Here is an 18906-nt window from a genome sequence, read left to right on the forward strand (position 1 = left end):
CGGGAGTTTCCCCGGCAACTTGCCGGGGAACCTGCAAGGAAATCCGCCCGGCAGGCCCGTGCGGGGCCACGCCGCGCGCGAAGCATCAATGCTCGGCCGGTTGTGCCGCCGAAGCCGGCGTATCGGTTTGCGCGAGGCGGCGCTCGAGCAGCGCCTTCGATTCCTGCACCGGTTTGCCCTGCAGTTTATTGAGCGCCTGCTGCAGCATGAAGTCGCCGCTCGAGCCGAACTCCACCGGCGCGCGATCGCGGTCGTGCTGGCGTTGCTCCGGCGTTTCCTTGTCACTCTTTTCTTCGAGCATCTGCACTTCTTCCTGGCGGTCCTGTGCGCGCGCTTCGAGTTCCTTCTTCTCGTTCGGGTCCTGGATATTGGCCAGATGATTCGGATAATCGGCTTCGCGTGTCACGAGTGCATCGTCGGGATCGCCATCCGCGAACTGGTCGACGGCAACGTCAGGACGGATGCCGATGTCCTGGATCGAGCGGCCGCTCGGCGTGTAGTAATAAGCGGTTGTGAGACGCAAGGCCGTGTCCTGGGTCAAGGGCACGGAGGTTTGCACCGAGCCCTTGCCGAAAGTGGTCTTGCCGATAATCAGCGCGCGATGCGCATCCTGCAACGCGCCCGCCACGATCTCCGATGCCGACGCCGTGTACGCGTTGGTCAGCACGATCATCGGCACGGTCTTGAAGATCGCCGGCTCGTTTTGCAGCGGATCGCTCACGAAGGACGGCAGGCGGTAATACGTGTAGCTGTCGCGATAAGCCTGCTTCGAATACTCGACCTGGCCGTTGGTCGTCACCACCACGGAATCGCGTGGCAGAAAGGCACCCGCTACACCGACCGCGCTTTGCACGAGCCCACCACCGTTGTTGCGCAGGTCGAGTACGAGACCTTTCAGATTCGGTTGTTGCCGGGCGATCTCGGCGAGCTTCACCGCGAGGTCGGGGGTCGTGCGCTCCTGGAAGCTCGTAATGCGCACGTAAGCGTAGCCGGGCGCCGGCGTTCCCGATTTCACGCTTTGCAGATTGATGATCGCGCGCGTAATCGTGAGCGGGAATGTACGGTCTTCGCTCTTGCGGTAGAGCGTGAGCGTGACCTTGGTGCCTGGCGTGCCGCGCATCAGTGCCGCTGCCTGATCGGGCGTCATGCCGCTGACCGGCTTGTCGTCGATGTTGGTGATCAGATCGCCCGGGCGAATGCCGGCCCGAAACGCGGGCGTGTCCTCGATCGGCGAGATGACCTTGATGAGCCCGTCTTCCGCACCGCTTTCAATGCCGATGCCGGCAAAGCGTCCCGTGATCTGTTCCTGCAGGTCGCGGAAGTCGGTCTTGTCGAGATACGCCGAGTGCGGATCGAGGCTTGACACCATGCCTTTGATCGCAGCGGTCAGGAGCTTGTCGTCGTCGACCGGTTCCACGTATTCCTGCTTGATCTGCCCGAATACTTCGGCAAAGAGTCTGAGCTGATCGAGCGGCAGCGGCGCCGATGGCGGCTGCGCAGCGAACGTGGACAACGGCAGCATCGCCAGCGTGCCGAATGTCAGATTCAGGGCTAAGACACAGGACAGTTTCTGCATGATGGCGGCTCGATGTGCGTGATGGCTCATCACACATTAGCGCAGTCATTTCGCTTCCGCAATCACGATGCCAGGCGTGGCAGCCGCGGCATATTTTTGAATATGACCGCGGCGCCATCTTTCATTGAAAACGCTTTATTGCAGGGCCTTCATTGCACCGCAGGTTGAGCCCCCTGGCCAGTGGCACTACTGGTCTGCGCGGCCGGCGCCGATGCCGCCGATGCGGCAGCCGGCTGAGCCGGCGGCTTGTCCGGATTGCGTGGATCGTGCAGCTGGCTATCCGACCAGCCGCCGCCGAGGTCGCCAATCAGCGAAGCCGCATCGAGCAGACGCGACTGTTGCACGCTCAGAGCGGTTTGCTGGTCAGCCAACTGGGTCGCCTGAGCGGTGGCCACCGTCGTGTAATCCACCGTGCCCGCCTGGTATTCGTTGAAGGCGATCTCCGTACCGTGGGTCGCGTCGCGCACGGCAGTATCCAGCGCGTCGGCCTGTTCCGCGAGGATCCGCAAGCCGGACAGATCGTTCTCCACGTCTTCGAATGCAGTCAGCACCGTGCCGCGGTAGTTGGCCACGGCCGCCTGGTAGTTAGCCTTCGCCGCCGCCACTTCACCACTGCGCTCGCCGCCGTCGAAAATCGTTTCGGTAGCGCTGCCGCCGAGCGACCAGACGTAATTGGCGACGTGCAACAAGCCGCCGAGCGGCGACTGCGTAAAGCCGTCCAGCGCCGACAGCGACACCGTCGGGTAGTACGCGGCGACCGCTATCCCGATCGTGGCATTTTCGGCGGCCATCTGGCGTTCGGCGGTCGCAATATCGGGCCGGCGCTGCAGGATCGTCGAAGGGACGCCGACCGGAACCGTCGGCAAGGTGGGCATTGCGGCGCTGTGCGGAATGTTCAGCTCTTCCGGATTCTTGCCGACCAGCACGGCGATCGCGTGCGCGTTCTGGGCTCGTGCGATGCCGAGCGCAATCAGGCTCGCGCGGGCGTTTTCGAGCTGCGTGCGCGCGGTCACGACATCGGAAGGGGCGACCGTGCCGTACTTGTCCTGATTGGAGACCACTTCCAGAAAATGCTCGTAGGCTTTGACGGTGGCTTGCAGCAGATCGATATTGGCATCGCTGGTGCGCAGGTCGATCACCGCGGTGGCGAGCGCAATCTGCTCGGACAACGTGGCGTTAGCGAGCGTCGCCTCGCTCGCCTGGGCGGTCGCGGAGTTCTCTTCGATCGTGCGGCGCACCGAGCCCCACAGGTCAAGGTCCCAGCTCACGTTGCCTTCGAGCGAGCCCGAATTCACGATCTGCGCGCCGCTGCCCACACTGCGGGTGAAGCTCGAACTCGTCGAACCGGCGGAGGCACGCTGCCGGGTGCCCGACCCGGTCACGCCGATGGTCGGGAAAAGCGCCGAGCGCGCCACCTTCACTTCGGCCAGCGCCTCCTGATAATTCGCATAGTCCTGGGCCACGGTCTGGTTGGAGACCGCCACCTGCGGTTCGAGCTCGTTGAGCAGCGGGTCGTTAAAGCCCGTCCACCACGCGCCCTTCGGGGCGTCGGCGTCGGCCGGCTGGGCTTGCGTCCAGCCCGGCAGCTCGCTGTAGGTGGCGGGCACGTTGACCTGCGGCCGGTGATAGTCCGGGCCTACCATGCAGCCGCCAAGCAGCAGGGCCGCCGCAGCGGCGATCGGTTTGCAGGAAATCTTCATCTTCATGCCTTCGTATCCGTTTGCCCCGATTGCCGCGGCGGTCCCATCTGTTCAGCCTGGCGGTTCCACGGCAGTCCGGAAGACCACCTGACCAGTCTGGAGCGCAAGCGGTCCAGGTACAGGTAAATCACCGGCGTCGTGTAAAGCGTAAATACCTGGCTCAGGATCAGGCCGCCCATCACCGTGATACCGAGCGGTTGGCGCAGCGACGCGCCCTGGCCGATGCCGATCGCGAGCGGCACCGCGCCGAGCACCGCGGCGAAGGTGGTCATCATGATCGGCCGCAGACGCACGACTGCGGCATCGTGAATCGCGTCCTTGGCCGTCATGCCTTCCTTGCGCTGCAACTGGATCGCCACGTCCACCATCATGATGCCGTTTTTCTTGACGATACCGATCAGCAGGATGATGCCGATCAGCGCGATCACCGAGAACGGCGTGCCGAAGATCAGCAACGCGAGCGTGGCGCCGATGCCGGCCGAGGGCAATGTCGAGAGAATCGTGAGCGGGTGAATCGAACTCTCGTAGAGCACACCGAGCACGATGTAGACCACGCCGAGCGCCGCCACGATCAGCAACGGGATGGTGCCCGTCGATTGCGCGTACGCCTGCGCGGCGCCCGCGAATGCACCGTGGATGCTGGCCGGCATGCCGATCTCGCGCGACGCATCGTCGATCGCCTTTTGCGCCGTGCTCAACGACCCGTCGGGCGGCAGGTTGAACGAGATCGTCGCGGCTACCAGCCCGCTCTGATGGTTCACCTGGGTCGACGTATGGTTGTTGACGGAGGTCACCATGGTGGGCAGCGGCACCATCGTTTCGGCCGCGGTGCTGTCCGCGCTGCCGCTCGAACTGCCGCCCTTGCTGTTCGAGATGCTGTTGGTGGTCGCGTTGGCCTCAGCGTTCGAGTTCAGCGAGTTGGTGCTCGACGTGCTCGACGCGGAGCTGATCGCGCTCGCCTGCGTCACGCCCGTGACGGTGCCGCCCGGCATTTGCGTTTGCGCGGTGCCGGTCGCATTACCCGCGGCCGTGCTCAGGTAAATCTGGTTGAGCGTCTGCGGATATTGCCAGTACTCCGGCGCCACCTCCATCACCACGAAGTACTGATTGAGCGCGTTGTAGATGGTCGAGACGGTTCGTTGGCCAAACGCGTCATACAGCACATTGTCGATCTGGTTCGGCGCAAAACCGTAACGCGACGCCGTGGGACGGTTGAAATTGATGTAGGTCTGCAGGCCGTTTTGCTGCAGGTCCGAGTTCACGTCGAGCACTTCGCCGCGCATCTTGCTGAGTGCGGTCACGAGCTTGGGGGTCCAGGCGAACAGCGCGGTGGAGTCTTCGCTCGTCAGCGTGTACTGGTATTCCGCGGCCGACTGCCGTCCGCCGATCCGCAGATCCTGCTGGGCCTGCATGAAGAGGCGCGCGCCCGAGACCGCGTTCAGCTTGGGCCGCAGGCGGTTGACCACCTCGGTGGCGGTCGCATGGCGCTGCGCTAACGGCTTGAGCTCGACGAACACGTTAGCGGTGTTCAGCGCACGGCCGCCGGTAAAGCCGGCCACCGATTGCACCGCCGGGTCCTTCTGCACGATCTCCTGCAACTGGGCGAGCTTCTTCTCCATTGCCGAGAACGAGATGCTCTGGTCGGCGATGATCTGCCCGATCAGAATGCCGGTGTCCTGTTCGGGGAAGAAGGTGCCCGGCAGCAGCTTGAGCAGGAACACGTTAGCCACGAGCAGGCCGATCAGCAGCAGGATGACCAGCAGTGCGTGGTCCAGTGCAGCCGTGAGCGAACGCGAGTAGGCATTTTTGAAGCGGTCGAATTGCCGCTCGATCCAGACGGCCCAGCGGGCGCGCGAGTGACCGGCGTTGTTGCGGCTCAGCACGTACGCGCACATGGCCGGTGTGACCGTCAGCGAGATCACGAGCGAGATCAGGATAGCGATGGACAGCGTCACCGCGAACTCATGGAACAACAGGCCGACGATGCCCGGCATCAGCAGGATGGGCAAGAACACCGCGATCAGCGAGAGGCTCATCGAGATCACGGTGAAGCCTACTTCGCCGCTGCCTTTCAGCGCGGCTTCTTTCGGACTCAGGCCCATTTCGAGGTGGCGCGTGATGTTTTCCAGCACCACCACCGCATCGTCGACCACGAAGCCGGTGCCGATGGTGAGTGCCATCAGCGACAGGTTATCGATGCTGTAGCCGAGCAGGTACATCGGCCCGAAGGTGCCGACGATCGACAGCGGCAGCGCCACCGCCGGCACCAGCGTGGCGCGCGGCGACTGCAGGAAGATGAACACCACGCCGACCACCAGCAGCACGGCGATAAACAGCGTGCGCTCCGTATCGGCCACCGAGGACCGGACGGACTCCGAACGGTCGACGGCGACCTGCACATGGACGCTGTGCGGCAGCGTCGCTTCGATCGAGGGCAGGACGTTGCGGATCTGCGCGACGGTACTGACGATGTTGCTGCCCGGCATCGGATAAACGATCACCAGCACCGCCGACTTGCCGTTGTAGAGCCCGGCGTTGCGGATATTTTCGTTGGAGTCCCTCACCTGGGCGACGTCGCGCAGCAGCACTGGCGAGCCGTTGCGGTAGGCGACGACAAGGTCCCGGTAGGGCGCCGCCTTCGTAATCTGGTCGTTGGACAACACGACGTAACGCTGGTCGCCCTCGTCGAGGTGGCCCTTGGCGCTATCGGCGTTCGCCGCGGAAATCGCCGCGCGCACGTCTTCGAGGCCGATGCCGTAGCTATTCAGCTTGCCCGGCTGCAACTCGACCCGCACCGATGGCAACGCACCGCCGCCCAGCGTGATCTGACCCACGCCGCTGACCTGCGAGAGCTGCTGCTGGATCACCGAATCCGCGGAGTCGTAAAGCTGTGCCTTGGTGAGCGTGTTCGAGGTCAGCGCGAGCACCATGATCGGCGAATCCGCCGGGTTGTACTGGCGATAGGTCGGATTGCTGCGCAGCGTAGTAGGCAGGTCGGCACGCGCCGCCTGGATGGCCGCTTCGACGTCGCGCGCCGCACCGTTGATGTCGCGGTTGAGGCCGAACTCGACCACGATCATCGACGAGCCGACATAGCTGATCGAAGTCAGCTCTTCGACGTCGGCAATCGTGCCCAGCCGCCGCTCGAGCGGTTCGGCCACCGTCGAGGCCATGTTTTCCGGGCTCGCGCCTGCCATCTGCGCCTGCACCACGATCACCGGGAAGGCGATGTTCGGCAGCGGCGCGACCGGTAGCCGGAAATAGGCGAGTGCCCCCGCGATCAGGATCGCGATGGCCAGAAGCGTGGTCGCGACCGGCCGCTGGATGAATAACGCCGAGATGTTCAAGGCGTGTCCTCCGCCGTACCTGCAGGCGCACCGTCAGACGAATCCCCGGCTGGACCTTGCGGCTTGTTGCGGTTGCGCCAGCGCCGCGTGCGTTCGGCCATGCGGTCGAAGAACAGATAGATGACCGGCGTGGTGAAGAGCGTGAGAATCTGGCTTAAGGCGAGGCCGCCGATAATTGCCAGACCCAGCGGCCGGCGCAGCTCTGAACCCGTGCCGGTGCCGAGCAGCATCGGCAGCGCGCCGAGCATGGCGGCGAGTGTCGTCATCAGGATCGGCCGGAAGCGCAGCAGCGACGCCTGGAAGATCGCCTCGCGCGGCGGCTTGCCGTGGTTGCGCTCGGCATCGAGTGCGAAGTCCACCATCATGATGGCGTTCTTCTTGACGATACCGATCAGCAGCACGATCCCGATGATGCCGATCACGTCGAGATCGCTGCCGGCGATCATCAGGGCGAGCAGCGCACCGATCCCGGCCGAGGGCAGCGTGGAGAGAATCGTCACCGGATGGATGAAGCTCTCGTACAGCACGCCCAGCACGATATACACGGCCACCAGCGCGGCGATCAGCAGGTACACCTCGCTCGAGAGCGAATCCTGGAACGCCTGCGCCGCGCCCTGCAGCGACGAGGTGATCGACGGCGGCAGATTGACTGCCTGTTCGGCCTCGTGGATCTGTTTCACCGCCGTGCTCAACGACGCGTCCTTCGCGAGGTTGAACGAGATGGTGACGGACGGGAACTGCGCCAGATGGCTGATCACGAGCGGCGACTTGACGATCTGGATCTTCGCGATGGCCGACAACGGCACCTGGCCGCTGCTGCTGGTCTGGCTCGGCAGGTACAGGTTACCCAGCGACCCCACGTTAGGCAGCGATTCCGGTTTGGCGACGAGGATCACGCGGTACTGGTCCGACTGCTGGAAGATGGTCGAGACGATCCGTTGACCCAGCGCGTCGTAGAGCGCGTTGTCGATGGTCGCCGGCGTGATGCCGAAACGCGCGGCCAGTTGCCGGTTGACTTCGACGTTCACGCTCATGCCGTCGGTGTTCATATCGCTTTGCACATCGGCGAGCGACGGAATCTTCTGCAGGCGCGCAATCAGTTCAGGCACGTACTTCTGGAATGCCTGCTGGCTCGGTCCACGCAGCACGAAGCTGTACTGGTTCGGCGAGACCGTCGTGTCGAGCGTCAGATCCTGTTCCGGCTGCATATAGAGCTTGATGCCGGGCACATTGGCGACTTCCGTCTGCAGGCGCCGCGCGATCTCCTGCGCGGTGTCCGAGCGCTTGTCGTGGTCGCGCAGATTGATCAGGAAGCGACCGTTGTTGAGCGTGGAGTTGGTGCCGTCGATTCCCACATACGAGGTGAGGGAGACCACGTCGGGATCCTTCAGGAGCTGATCGGCGAGCGCGCGCTGGCGCGTCACCATCGCCTTGTAGGACACCGAGTTGTCGGCCACGCTGATGCCCTCGATGACGCCGACGTCCTGCACCGGGAACAGGCCCTTCGGAATCACGATGTACAGCACGGCGGTCAGCACGAGGGTGAGGACGAACACCACCAGCGTGAGCAACTGGTGATCGAGCACCCAGCGCAGGCCCTTGTCGTAGGCAGAGAGCGTCTTGTCGAAGAGGCCTTCGCTGATCCGCTCGAAGCGGCTCGGATGGCGTTCGGCCTGGGCGCGCAAGAGCCGCGCGCACAGCATCGGCACGACTGTCAGCGAGACCACGGCCGACAGCACGATGGTGACCGCGAGCGTGACCGCGAATTCGCTGAAGAGGCGCCCGATCACGCCGCCCATGAAGAGCAGCGGAATCAGCACGGCGATCAGCGAGATGGTCAGCGAGAGAATCGTGAAACCGATCTGCCCGGCGCCTTCGAGCGCGGCCTCGAGCGGGGTTTTGCCCTCCTCGAGATAGCGCACGATGTTCTCGATCATCACGATCGAATCGTCGACCACGAAGCCGGTGGCAATAATCAGCGCCATCAGCGAGAGGTTGTCGATCGAGTAGTTCAGCTGGTACATCACGGCCAGCGTGCCGATTAGCGAAACCGGCACCGACACGCTCGGGATGAGCGTGGCCGGCACGTTGCGCAGGAACACGAAAATCACCGCCACCACCAGCACGATGGCGAGTATCAGTTCGATTGCGGCGTCGGAGACCGACGAGCGGATCACGCCCGTGCTGTCGGAAACGACCGTGACCTTCATGCCCGCCGGCAGCGTCGATTCGAGCTGCGGCAACTCCTTCATGATCTGGTTGACGGTGGCGATCACGTTGGCGCCCGGCTGGCGCTGCACGTTCAGCACGATCGCGGGCGTGCCGTTGTACCAGGCGCCGCGCTCGACGTCCTGGGCGGCCGAGGTCACGCGGGCGACGTCGCGCATGAACACCGGCGCGCCGTTCTGGTAGGCGATTACCGTGTTCAGGTAGTCCTTCGGATCGGAGATCTGGTCGTTGCCGTTGATCGTGTAATCGAGGTCCGGACCGTCGAAATTGCCCTTCGGCTGGCTGACGTTGACGTAGCTGAGGAGGGTACGCAGATCGTCGATATTCAGGCCGTAAGCGGCCAGCTTCTGCGGGTCGGCTTCGACCCGGATGGCCGGCACGTTGCCGCCGCTGGTCGTCACGACACCCACGCCCGAGACTTCCGAAATCTTGGTGCCGAGGCGGTTGTTGGCGGCGTCCTCGAGTTGCGTCAGCGACATCGAACTGGAGGTGACCGCGAGCGTCAGGATCGGCTGGTCGGCCGGATTGACCTTGGCGTAGGTCGGCGGCGCGGGCAGGCCGCTTGGCAGGAAGCTGTTGGCCGCGTTGATGGCCTGCTGGACGTTCTGCTCGGCGACGTCCAGGTTCAGCGACAGGTCGAACTGCAGCGTGATGACCGAGGCGCCGTCCGAACTGTACGAGGTCATCTGCTGCAGGCCGGGAATCTCGCCCAATTGCACCTCGAGTGGCGCGGTCACCGTGGTGGCCATCACGTCCGGACTCGCGCCCGGATAGAAGGTCTGCACCTGGATGGTCGGATAGTCGACGTTAGGCAGCGAAGAGACCGGCAGCACGCGTACCGCGACGAGGCCGACCAGCACCATGGCGATCATCAGCAGCAGCGTGGCTACGGGTCTAAGAATAAACAGACGGGAGATATTCATCGGCGAGTGGATCCGCGTCTACGAAGCTGCGTCGGCGGAGGCGGCGCTCGCCCCCGAGGCACCGCCCTGGCCGTGCTTGTGATGGCCGTGCGCGCCGCTCGCGGCAGCCGCTGGCGCGGCCGAGTCTGCGTCCGTGTCTGATGCCGTTGCCGAATCCGAAGCCGCGGCGTCCGATGCTGCAGCGCCCGAAGCCGCGCTACCCGAGGCGGCTCTCGCAGGCGCAGCCTTGATCGGCGCGCCGTCGCTCAGCCGGTCGGTACCGTCCGTCACGACGATGTTGCCGGCCGACAGCCCCGCCGTGATGACCGTGTTCTTGCCGTCGCTCGGTCCGAGCGTGACCTTATGCACGGAGACGGTGTTGTTGGCATTCACGAGATACACGTAGTCGCCAGGCGCGCCGGTCTGCACGGCCGGCGTCGGCACCAGCACGGCGTTCTGCATCGTATCCACCAGCAGCTTGACGTTCACGAACTCGTTCGGGAACAGCGCTTCGTCGTCGTTGGCGAAGGTAGCCCGCAACGTGACCGTCCCGGTAGCCGTCGCCATCTGGTTGCTCGCCGCGTACAGCGTGCCGACCGCGATCTGCTTCGAGTTGTCGCTGCTGAAGGCGGTGACCGGCAGGCTGGCGCCCGACCCCATGCGTTGCAGCACCGCGGCGAGCGAGTCCTGCGGCACGGTGAACTGCACTGTGGTGGGCTTCATCGTCGTGATGACCACGATGCCCGGCGAGGACGAAGCCGTAACGTAGTTGCCCGGATCGACGAGACGCAGGCCGACGCGTCCGGAAACCGGCGCGGTGATACGGCAGTACGCGAGGTCGAGCTCGAATTGTGCGATGTTCGCCAGATCCGATTTGACCGTGGCCTCATCCTGCTGGACGAGGAACTGCTGGTCGACGAAGGTCTGCTCGGCGATCGACTTGTGCTCGTTCAACTGTTCAAAGCGCGCGAGGTCGGAGCGGGCCTGGGCGAGCGAGGCCTTGTCCTTCGCGAGCGCCGCCTGAGCCTGCTGCAGGTCGATCTCATACTGACGCGGATCGATCTGGGCGAGGAACTGGCCTTTCTTGACGTCCTGGCCTTCCTGATAGCCCACCTCCGTCAGATAGCCGCTCAGTTGCGGCAGCACGGTCACGGTTGCAGTAGGCGTTACGGTGCCCAGTTCGCTCAAGGTCACGGGCATCGAGCCGAGGGTGGCGGTTGCAACGGTCACCACTTGCGGGGCGGCGCCTCGGGCGGGTTTCTTCTGCCTGAGGATGTGCACAACCACGAGCGCGACCAGCGCCAGCACTACGACCACGAACAGGATTAACCTGACGCGCGAGCGCTTGGGCTGCGTGGACACGGCTTCGCTCATATCAATCTCCGGAAACGGGTGTTGCGTTTGATGATGGGGCTGGCCCGGCCAACGCGGGCGAGGCCGGAAAGAACTACTCGTGCCCGTTTGCGCAACCGGTCCAATTGTCCGGTTAGCGGCCGCAGGCCAAAGTGAAAAAGAGAGATTTTCCACAACTGCGGAAAAGTGCCACGTTTACTGCGCGTTGTCACCATCCAACGATCCCTTTCTTTCTGTTTGATGAAGGCGGCAGCAAAAGCCGGCGAAAAGTCCCAGCTCATGAAGACCCTGGCTGCGGCGTGCCTTCGGGCACGAACAGATAACCGCGGCCGCGCACCGTCTGAATGAAGCGCGGCGCGGAGGGATCGGCTTCGAGGATGCGGCGCAGGCGCCACACCTGCACGTCGATGCCGCGATCGGTGCCGTCGTATTCCGGGCCGTGCAGCAACTCGATCAGGCGTTCGCGGGTCAGCGCATGCATCGGATTGTCGACGAACACGCGCAATAACGCGAACACACTATCCGCCAGCATCAGCGGGCGGCCACGTTGCATCAGCGTGCGCGACTGAAAGTCGAGCGTAAAGGTGCCGAAGGCAAACGGCTCGCGCAGTTCGGGCGCCGCTGCCGAGGGCTGCGTGCGGCGCCGCAGCACGGCCTGCACGCGGGCCAGCAACTCGCGCGGATTGAACGGCTTGGCGAGAAAATCGTCCGCGCCCAGTTCGAGGCCCTTGATTCTATCCGCAGGGTCGGCCTTCGCAGTCAGGATGATGACCGGAATGTCGTCTCCGGTGGCGCGCAGCTTGCGCAGCGCGGTCAGGCCATCAATGTCCGACATCATCAGGTCGAGGACGATCAGATCGGGACGTTCGCGTTCGAGCCGACGCTCGAGCGAACTCGCGTCGTGCAGCACAGAGACCTCGAAGCCTACTTCGCCCAGATAGATGCGCAACAGGTCGCGCAGATCGGCGTCATCGTCGACAACCAGAATTTGAATAGCCATGCGCAGGAGTTTAATGTGCCGAGGCCCGCTTGCCGCGCCCTGCGGCCTACAAAGACATTGCGAGGAGTTACGAAGAAGGCGCTGTGTAAAAGGCCGTAATAGTAAAGGCTGTTAGTAAGGGCAGCAGTCATCACATTGCATAAATGTAATGTGATGAAGGCGATTTGTCGGAAATGTGGGGATGGCAGGATTGCCATGGATCGCGCATCGAAGACACGCGATCCATCGTGCAACAGCGTGGACGTCAGAACGACGTGCCGATCTGGAACTGGAACTTCTGGTACTGGTCGCCGGCGTGCTTGATGAGCGGCAAGCCGAAGTCGAGCTTGAGCGGGCCGATTGGGGAAATCCATTCGAGGCCGGTACCGTAGCTGTAGCGCAGACCGTTGGCGCCGGTGCTGTTGCCTTCGGTGCCCCAGACGTTGCCGCCGTCGAAGAACGTGAAGATGCGCAGCGTGCGGTCGTAGCCGGTGCCCGGCAGCGGGAAGGTCAGTTCGATGTTGCCGACCAGCAGCTTCGAGCCGCCGATCGGATCGCCCGTGGTCGCATCGCGTGGACCCAGCGAACTCGGCTCATAGCCACGCACCGAACCGATACCGCCGGCGTAGTAGTTCTTGAAGATCGGGTACGGCTCGCCGTCAAGGCCGTTACCGTAACCGCCCTGGAAGTTCAGGCCCAGCACGAAGCCTTTCGCAAACGAGTAGTAATACTGCGCCTGGAAATCGGTCTTGTAGTACGTGGTGCGGGCGATCGGCGTGCCGTACTCGGCGTTGAACTGCGTGAAGTAGCCGCGGCTCGGCACCAGTGCGCTGTCGCGATTGTCGCGCGACCAGCCAAGCGTCAGCGGCACGTTGTTCGACACGCGGCCGAAGTCGTTCACGTAGTCGATATAGCTTTGCGGCGTGGTGGAATCGACGTCCAGACGGTTCTGCTCGATACCGGTGCCGAAGTAGACCATGTCCGACTCGGAGAACGGCACGCCGAACTTCAGGTCGGCGCCGAGCGTAATGATCCGGAAACTCGTATCGGTGACGTTCGAGTAGTAGAGCGGTTCGCTAGTGCGGTAGTAGACGTCGGTAATGCGCTTGATGCCGTCCACCGTGAAGTATGGGTCGACCTGTGTGACCGTCAGCGTACGGAACGTCGTCGCGGTATTCACGTTCACCGCGAGGCTCGTACCCGAACCGAACACGTTGTCCTGCGACACGCCTGCCGAAATGATCGGGCCTTCGCCGGAACCGTAGCCAAGACCGAGAGTAACGGAGCCGGTCGGCTTTTCCGTCACCTTCACGGCGATGTCGACTTCGTCGGCGGTGCCTTCGACTGGCACGGTGGTGACGTCGACATCCGTGAAGTAGCCGAGACGGTTGATCCGGTCTTTCGACAGTGCAAGGCGGCTCGAATCGAACCACGAGCTTTCGAGTTGACGCATTTCGCGGCGGATCACTTCGTCGCGCGTGCGGGTGTTGCCCACGATGTTGATGTTCCGCACATATACGCGGCGGCTCGGGTCCACCTGCAGCGTCAGGTCGACTGTATGGTGTTGCTGGTCGATCTGTGGCTCCGCGTTCACGGTTGCGAACGCGTAACCGTATTCACCGAGCTTGTCGACCACGGCCTTGGTGGCAGCCTTCAGCTTGGCAGCGGAAAATCGGTCGCCCGGTTTGATCTTGACGAGTTTCGTCAGCTCTGCCTGGCGATCGAGCAGGTTGCCGGACAGACGGATGCCCGAAATCGTGTACGGCTCGCCCTCATGCAGCGTGAGCGTGAGGTACATGTCCTTCTTGTCCGGCGACAGCGAGACCTGGGTCGAATCGATATTGAACTCGAGGTAGCCGCGGTCGAGGTAATACGAGCGCAGGTTTTCGAGGTCGGTGGTCAGCTTGTCTTTTGCGTACACATCGTTCTTGGAGTACCACGAGAACCAGTTTGGCGTGGACTCCTGCATTTCGTCGTGCAGCGTGCCGTCGCTGAACACCTTGTTGCCGATGAAGTTGACCTGGCGGATCTTCGCGCTCGGACCTTCGATCACCGAGAACAGCAGACCGACGCGATCGCGGTCGATCGGCGTGACCGTGGTCGTGACTTCGGCGGCATAGAAGCCGCGGGTCAGGTACTGGCGTTTGAGCTCCTGCTCGGCGCGGTCGACCAGCGACTTGTCGTAATAGCGGCCGAGCGACAAGCCGACCGAGCTTAGTGCCTTGTTCAGGTTGTCCTTGTCGAATTCGTGGAGGCCCGAGAAATCGATCGTGCCGATAGCGGGGCGTTCCTCGACCTGCACGACGACGACATCGCCCTCGGCAGAAATCCTGACGTCATTGAAGAAGCCCGTTGCGTACAGCGCGCGGATCGCGGCGGACGCCTTGTCGTCGGTGAAAGTGTCACCCTGCTTGATGCTCAGGTAGGAGAAAACGGTGTTCGGTTCGACCCGCTTGAGGCCTTCGAGCCGGATATCGCGCACCACGAAAGGCGTGACGGCGAAGGCCGAGACGGAGGTGACGCTCAGGCCGATCAGTGTCAGCGCCCTTGCATGGCGGGCCGATAGTGTTTCAAGGTTCATACGTGCTGACAGGAGAGACAGACAATAGGAGGATCGCAGGTACATCATTAGCCGATGCCGAAGTGCGAGCGCGAACTTGCTACAAAAGGAGGAATATGGCCGCGCTACTGGAGCCGGGCATTGCGGGCGCCGTCTACTTTGGCGAGACCCGTTACGAGCGAAAGCACTTCGGTCATGTGCCGCGCGTCGGCGCGATGCATGCGAAACGAAAGCTCGGCACCGCCGGGGAGACGAAACGAGAGAAGCAGATGAGAGGACTCGCCTTTATCTTTGCCGACGGCCCAGGCTTCGCAGGGCATGGCGAACTTGACGTCGTCTTTCTTTTCGCGCACGCGCGCTGACCAGCCAATAGCATTGGAAATAGCGGCCAGCAGTTCATGCATGACGGAGTAGTGCAGGGCGATGCTGTCGGGCTGATTGCCTTTGAGCATGAGGTATTGACCATCGCCGGTCAGTTCGAAGGAATGCAGGGAATGAATTGCTAGGGCTACCGGCGGTGACATGGATGCACTCCCAAACAATATTGGAGGCCGAGTCTATGTGAGAAGCCGCGCGGCGAGGTTACTTGCGGTTTACCGATTCTTCCTTTCAGGCGGAGGGCAAACCAACGAGGGTGTAGGGGGCGTGTTAGCGGGGACGGGGGAAGAAGAAAGCAGGTGCCCCCGCAGCGATGCTCTCAACTTAAGCCCCATTGCATCAGGAGAGTTTGTACGCGGGATGGAAGTGGGCACGGCTTTTCCGGGTGTCGCTGGACAAGAGCGAAGCCTGCCGAATGGCGCCTCGACTTTCAACGACCGATTTGCAGACTTTTCCGCACGAATTGGGATGGCGTGCGGGGTAAAAACCTTCAGGAGCTAAACAAGCTCCGCGTCGCGGCCTCCTGATCTTTGCAGTCCTGCTGAATCAGGCGCAACCCGCTGCTCAACCCTGATACGGACGCCTGACCATGAAACAGCAGAGCGCTACCACGCCGCTCGCGCTCTCCTGCACGCGAAGCGCGACGCTCACCTCCCCATGGTTCGTGCAGCGCACCGAATACAACCCCGCGCTGGCCACCTACCTGCCGCTCGTGAATGGCGAGACGGCCTTCGCGGCGGTGTTCGACGCCATACGGAACGCGGAGCACAGCATCGATATCCTGTGCTGGGGTTTCCAGCCGTCGATGTATTTCAGACGGGGCAGCGACGCGGCGGGTTCGCCGTCGATCGGTGAACTGCTCGAATACAAGGGCCTCGAAAAACCTCACATCAGGATCCGGCTGCTGGTCTGGAGCGACTCACTGCACGTGGCGTCCTTCTCGGAAGACATGATGCCAGGCAACCACGGGCCAGTCGGGCTGGCGGGGGCTGCACAGGACGGCCGCACCCGCGCCCAGCGCGAATTCGACCAGCTCTGGTACTGGCGGGCCAACCGGAACAATGTCACGCGGATGTCGGCCGGGACGAGGGCCAATCCGTTCCCGGCGGCGAAATCGGTGGTGACCGCGGCATTGAACGCATTGCCGGGTGCGCCCAGGCCGCTGGCAAACATTGAATTCGCCACGCGCGATTTCGATCTGAGGGAGCGCGCCGAAATCGCCTGGCGCACGTGGATGAGCGGCCCGGCGGGCGACCCCACGCTGAGAGAGCGGAACACCGCGGCGATGACGGCGGAGCCCTCGCACCACCAGAAGATGGTGCTTGTCGACTACGAGCTTCCCGAGCGGGCCATCGGGTTCGTGATGGGGCACAACACGCTGGATGAATACTGGGACCGGGACGATCACACCTGGCTGCGGCAGGCGCCGCGAATGGGACGCAACGGCCTGCATCCGCGGCAGGACATGTCCGCGAAGGTGACGGGTCCGGTCCTCGAGTACCTGAACGAGAATTTCTGCCAGGCGTGGGACGACGCGACCGGGCAGAACCTGACCCAGGCGCGGGCGGCGCTGGCTTGCCGGCTGAAGCTGCGCGCGGATCACGGTACGCCGGTGATGGCGCAGATCCTTCGCACGCAGTCGCAGCACGGCAAGGACGGCACGAAGGACATCGCGTCGCTGTACCTGCAGGCGGTGAACAACACGACGAGATTCGTGTACATCGAAAACCAGTATTTCCGGTATATGCCGGTGGCCGACAGGCTGCGGGAGAACGTCAACGCGCAGATCAAGTGGGGGCGCAACCCGGCGAAGCATGGTGAGGTCTATCTGTTCGTGGTCACGAACTCGAACGACGACGGCATCGGCCGCGGGACAGTGAGCAGCTACCAGATGCTCGCGGCGCTCGGATATGGCGACCGGATGCCCGGGGTCGAGACACTGGAGAAGAACGACCAGCTTACGCAGCAGGAGCAGACGCTGGAGAAGCAGCTTGCTGACGAACAGGCGGCCGGCCAGCGCGCGATGATGCAGGGCGCGGGTTTCTCGCAGATGCAGGGGCTTGCGAATTACCTGCAGGGCGCACAGACCCGGCAGGCAGAAATCGGGCAGCAGCTGGAGCAGACGAGGCAGGAGAAACGGCGGGTGGCGAGCGTGAGCCCGGACGGCATGACGAAGGAGGGAGAGCTGGTGCCGCCGCAGGATATGCCGGGGATGAAGGTGCTGGTCTGCACACTGGTCGCACCGGACACGCCTGCAGGCAAGGCGTGGGATTACGTCTATGTCCACCAGAAGCTGATGATCGTCGACGACGTGTTTACGACGCACGGCTCGGCCAATGTCAACCGGCGCAGCATGGAGGTGGATAGCGAACTGAATATCTGCCATGAGCATGGCGGCCTGACGTCTGCGCTGCGCAAACAGATGTGGGCGCTGCATACGAACAATAGGGGTGCTCAGGATGATGTGTCAAAAGCGTACAAGGCGTGGAGCGACATCATTTCCCAGAACACCAAAAACCAGAGCAGGAAGCAGGCCCCGATGGCATCCCTCGTGGGCTTCCTGCGGACCTCGCCCACACGCACTTACGAGGATTGAACCATGAGACGAGGCATGCTGGTCGCCCTGGTGGCGGCCCTCGCCTGCGCCTGTACAAAGGAGACCCCCTTGGCTTCACTACCCAGCATGAGCGCCGTGCGCGCGAATCTCGCCTTTACCTGCGTACACGAGGACGACCACTTGCCGACGCTCGATCCCGATGCGGACCAGCTGTTCAGATACGGCCGCTGGCTGCAAAAGCAGGATGGCCCGAAGGACTTTAGCGATATCGCACGGTATTACCGGATCGCGGCGGCTCACGATCACTACAAGGCCAATACCAACCTTCAGGCGCTGGTGTCGACGGGGCTGGCCGATTCTCCGGATGCACCGAAAGAGACGATCGACCTGGCAGTGCAACTGGTCAAACAGGGCGTGCCGGCCGGCTACTACGACATCGCGCACTACCTCGAACTCGGGTACGGCCTGAAGCAGGATAGCGAGACCGCGTTGCGCTATTTCCGCAAGGCGGCGGACCTGGGCAGTCCGGACGCGCAGTATTACCTCGCGGAGAAACTGGATCCGATCGACGCCGCACCTGAGGTTGCGCTGCAGATGTACCGGTGCTCAGCAGACCAGGGACATGGCAAGGCCGCGACCTCCCTGGCGATTGGTCGCAAGACAGACAAGTTCTACGCTGAAGCACTCAAGGCTTTCCAGCAGGGCATCATGGCGGGAAACAGTCAGGCCGCGTCGTTTCTGGAAAACGGCTTCAAGGGTCCCCCACCCGATGATCGCCTGTATTACCTTGCTGTTCCGAACGATCCCGAACGCTCGCACCGCTATGAAGTGATTGGTAAATTCCTCGACCGCAACGAAGGTCTGAACCCGAAGGTCCCCGACGTCGACCAGATCGTGCCACTGCCGCCGGCGAAACTACCGCCGTGGGACGGCACGTTCCAGTGGGAGAAGGAACAGGCCGCAGCCGTGGCTCCGCAGAAACCCTCCGATGCGCTGGTTGAAAGGCTGGCCCGCGAGAAGAGCCTCGACCCGGCGACAGGGCTTCGGGTCAGTACCGCGCATGAAAAGGAGTTGGAGAGCCGCGTGCCGCTAGGCACGCTTGTTCGCCCTGGTGAAGTCTGCCCGCAGGACGGCGTGTGGTGTGTCCGGGGATTCGCTTCGGTCAGCTACGACGCGACGCGCCGTTTCAGGAAAGGCGAGACGATGCCGCCACTCGCCCTGAAGGATCCCCGTCCCATTCCTGGCCTGGACTGGCTGCTCGGTATGCGCGTATACCGCACCAATGAGGAATGGAGCCTCAAGGCATACGTCGACGAGGCATAAAG

Annotated in this window: 11 protein-coding genes; 2 read left to right on the forward strand and 9 right to left on the reverse strand. The window is 63.1% G+C overall.

What is annotated here, in order from left to right; all coding sequences use genetic code 11:
• Nucleotides 1–85 precede the first annotated feature (85 nt).
• The 9 genes from P3T17_RS04235 to P3T17_RS04275 form a co-directional block, all read right to left on the reverse strand.
• Entirely contained in the window at nucleotides 86–1576 is a 1491-nt protein-coding gene (locus P3T17_RS04235) for a S41 family peptidase (protein ID WP_143787506.1), read from the reverse strand.
• 149 nt (nucleotides 1577–1725) lie between these two features.
• A complete protein-coding gene (locus tag P3T17_RS04240) occupies nucleotides 1726–3282 on the reverse strand; it encodes an efflux transporter outer membrane subunit (protein ID WP_429404877.1) in 1557 nt (518 codons plus the stop codon).
• Nucleotides 3279–6623, reverse strand: coding sequence for an efflux RND transporter permease subunit (locus P3T17_RS04245; RefSeq protein WP_429404879.1), 3345 nt, complete (start codon nucleotides 6621–6623; stop codon nucleotides 3279–3281). Before P3T17_RS04245 ends, P3T17_RS04240 begins: the two co-directional genes overlap by 4 nt.
• Complete coding sequence (locus tag P3T17_RS04250) at nucleotides 6620–9775, reverse strand: efflux RND transporter permease subunit (RefSeq protein ID WP_429404880.1); 3156 nt, start codon at nucleotides 9773–9775, stop codon at nucleotides 6620–6622. Before P3T17_RS04250 ends, P3T17_RS04245 begins: the two co-directional genes overlap by 4 nt.
• Before the next feature lie 18 nt (nucleotides 9776–9793).
• On the reverse strand, nucleotides 9794–11128 hold the full coding sequence (locus tag P3T17_RS04255) for an efflux RND transporter periplasmic adaptor subunit (protein ID WP_429404882.1): 1335 nt from the start codon (nucleotides 11126–11128) through the stop codon (nucleotides 9794–9796).
• Nucleotides 11125–11388 (reverse strand): hypothetical protein, encoded by a 264-nt coding sequence (locus P3T17_RS04260; protein WP_429404884.1) that lies wholly within the window; start codon nucleotides 11386–11388, stop codon nucleotides 11125–11127. The genes P3T17_RS04255 and P3T17_RS04260 overlap by 4 nt, the downstream gene beginning before the upstream one ends.
• The gene (locus P3T17_RS04265) at nucleotides 11385–12107 is read right to left on the reverse strand and encodes a response regulator (RefSeq protein ID WP_074264456.1); all 723 of its coding nucleotides are present in this window, start codon (nucleotides 12105–12107) and stop codon (nucleotides 11385–11387) included. The genes P3T17_RS04260 and P3T17_RS04265 overlap by 4 nt, the downstream gene beginning before the upstream one ends.
• A gap of 244 nt (nucleotides 12108–12351) precedes the next feature.
• Nucleotides 12352–14667, reverse strand: coding sequence for an outer membrane protein assembly factor BamA (bamA, locus tag P3T17_RS04270; RefSeq protein ID WP_429404886.1), 2316 nt, complete (start codon nucleotides 14665–14667; stop codon nucleotides 12352–12354).
• Between the two features lie 104 nt (nucleotides 14668–14771).
• Nucleotides 14772–15170, reverse strand: coding sequence for a hypothetical protein (locus P3T17_RS04275; protein ID WP_429404888.1), 399 nt, complete (start codon nucleotides 15168–15170; stop codon nucleotides 14772–14774).
• A gap of 443 nt (nucleotides 15171–15613) precedes the next feature.
• Between P3T17_RS04275 and P3T17_RS04280 the strand changes: the two genes are divergently transcribed.
• The gene (locus P3T17_RS04280) at nucleotides 15614–17620 is read left to right on the forward strand and encodes a phospholipase D-like domain-containing protein (protein ID WP_429404890.1); all 2007 of its coding nucleotides are present in this window, start codon (nucleotides 15614–15616) and stop codon (nucleotides 17618–17620) included.
• Nucleotides 17621–17623: 3 nt separating this feature from the next.
• A complete protein-coding gene (locus P3T17_RS04285; RefSeq protein WP_429404891.1) occupies nucleotides 17624–18904 on the forward strand; it encodes an SEL1-like repeat protein in 1281 nt (426 codons plus the stop codon).
• Nucleotides 18905–18906: the final 2 nt, after the last annotated feature.

The sequence above is a fragment of the Paraburkholderia sp. GAS82 genome, from assembly GCF_050436285.1.
Lineage (GTDB): Bacteria > Pseudomonadota > Gammaproteobacteria > Burkholderiales > Burkholderiaceae > Paraburkholderia > Paraburkholderia phenazinium_B.

What these genes read in the sequence shown, in the direction of transcription:
- P3T17_RS04255 (WP_429404882.1), bottom strand. Translation starts at nt 11,128, where the DNA reads ATGAGCGAAGCCGTGTCCACGCAGCCCAAGCGCTCGCGCGTCAGGTTA.
- P3T17_RS04240 (WP_429404877.1), bottom strand. Translation starts at nt 3,282, where the DNA reads ATGAAGATGAAGATTTCCTGCAAACCGATCGCCGCTGCGGCGGCCCTG.
- P3T17_RS04265 (WP_074264456.1), bottom strand. Translation starts at nt 12,107, where the DNA reads ATGGCTATTCAAATTCTGGTTGTCGACGATGACGCCGATCTGCGCGAC.
- P3T17_RS04275 (WP_429404888.1), bottom strand. Translation starts at nt 15,170, where the DNA reads ATGTCACCGCCGGTAGCCCTAGCAATTCATTCCCTGCATTCCTTCGAA.
- bamA (WP_429404886.1), bottom strand. Translation starts at nt 14,667, where the DNA reads ATGAACCTTGAAACACTATCGGCCCGCCATGCAAGGGCGCTGACACTG.
- P3T17_RS04235 (WP_143787506.1), bottom strand. Translation starts at nt 1,576, where the DNA reads ATGCAGAAACTGTCCTGTGTCTTAGCCCTGAATCTGACATTCGGCACG.
- P3T17_RS04280 (WP_429404890.1), top strand. Translation starts at nt 15,614, where the DNA reads ATGAAACAGCAGAGCGCTACCACGCCGCTCGCGCTCTCCTGCACGCGA.
- P3T17_RS04250 (WP_429404880.1), bottom strand. Translation starts at nt 9,775, where the DNA reads ATGAATATCTCCCGTCTGTTTATTCTTAGACCCGTAGCCACGCTGCTG.
- P3T17_RS04260 (WP_429404884.1), bottom strand. Translation starts at nt 11,388, where the DNA reads ATGAGCTGGGACTTTTCGCCGGCTTTTGCTGCCGCCTTCATCAAACAG.
- P3T17_RS04285 (WP_429404891.1), top strand. Translation starts at nt 17,624, where the DNA reads ATGAGACGAGGCATGCTGGTCGCCCTGGTGGCGGCCCTCGCCTGCGCC.